This is a genomic window from Mesorhizobium sp. P2_D1 (genome assembly GCF_056404455.1).
Genome location: NZ_JBFUDZ010000156.1, coordinates 1 through 818 on the forward strand (window position 1 = coordinate 1; position 818 = coordinate 818).

1 protein-coding gene is annotated in these 818 nt (G+C 60.0%); it reads right to left on the minus strand.

The annotated features are described in order from the left end of the window. Nucleotides 1-169: 169 nt before the first annotated feature. Nucleotides 170-818, minus strand: a 649-nt coding sequence (ligD, locus tag AC1D0I_RS32700) for a non-homologous end-joining DNA ligase (RefSeq protein WP_477400202.1), incomplete at its 5' end; no start/stop codon positions are given.

Here is an 818-nt window from a genome sequence, read left to right on the forward strand (position 1 = left end):
CGCAAGTCCACCTCATCGCCAGCTTTGAAGGCCAGACAGCGAAACCCGTCCCATTTGGGTTCGTACTGCCATTGGCCGCTGTTAACAGGCAACGCGTCGGCAGCCTTTGCCTCCATCGGCGCAGTATCCAATGGAAGGCGAAAAGGCGGCGGCTTCACATTTTTCGATGTCATGCGGCGAGCTTTGCTGAACCCATCCGTTTGATGGCACTGCTGATCGACCGTTCGCCGTCATCATAGTCCGCCCAAGCGACGGTCTTCTTCAGAAGGCCCGGCACGGTGCGGACGGTATATCTTTTCGGATCGAGATCCGCCCTCACCTGCCCCCATGTCAGCGGCATCGATACAGGCGCACCCTCTCTGGCACGAGGAGACAGCGGTGCAACGGCTGTCGCCATGCGATCATTTCGAAGGTAGTCGAGAAAGATCCGAGACGTCCGCAGCTTCTTGGCCATGTTGACGAGATAGAGGTCTGGGCGGTCCGCCGCCATTTGCATGCAGGCCGCCTTCGCGAAGGCCTTGGCCTCTGGCCATGTCGTTTTGTTGCGCTGGGCGGCCAATGGGGTGACAACGTGAAGGCCCTTGCCGCCCGTCGTCTTGCAAAAGGTCACCAAGCCCAGATCTTCGAGACGATCCCGCATTTCCTTCGCTGCGGCTACCACCTCGGCAAAGGCAACCTCCGGACCGGGATCGAGGTCGAAGACAAGTCGCCCGGGAATTTCAGGATGATCGGGCTGGCAATTCCAGGGATGCAGCTCGAGGCCCCCGATCTGGGCGATCGCAGCTAGGCCCTCAAGGCGGTCAATCTGCAGATATGGC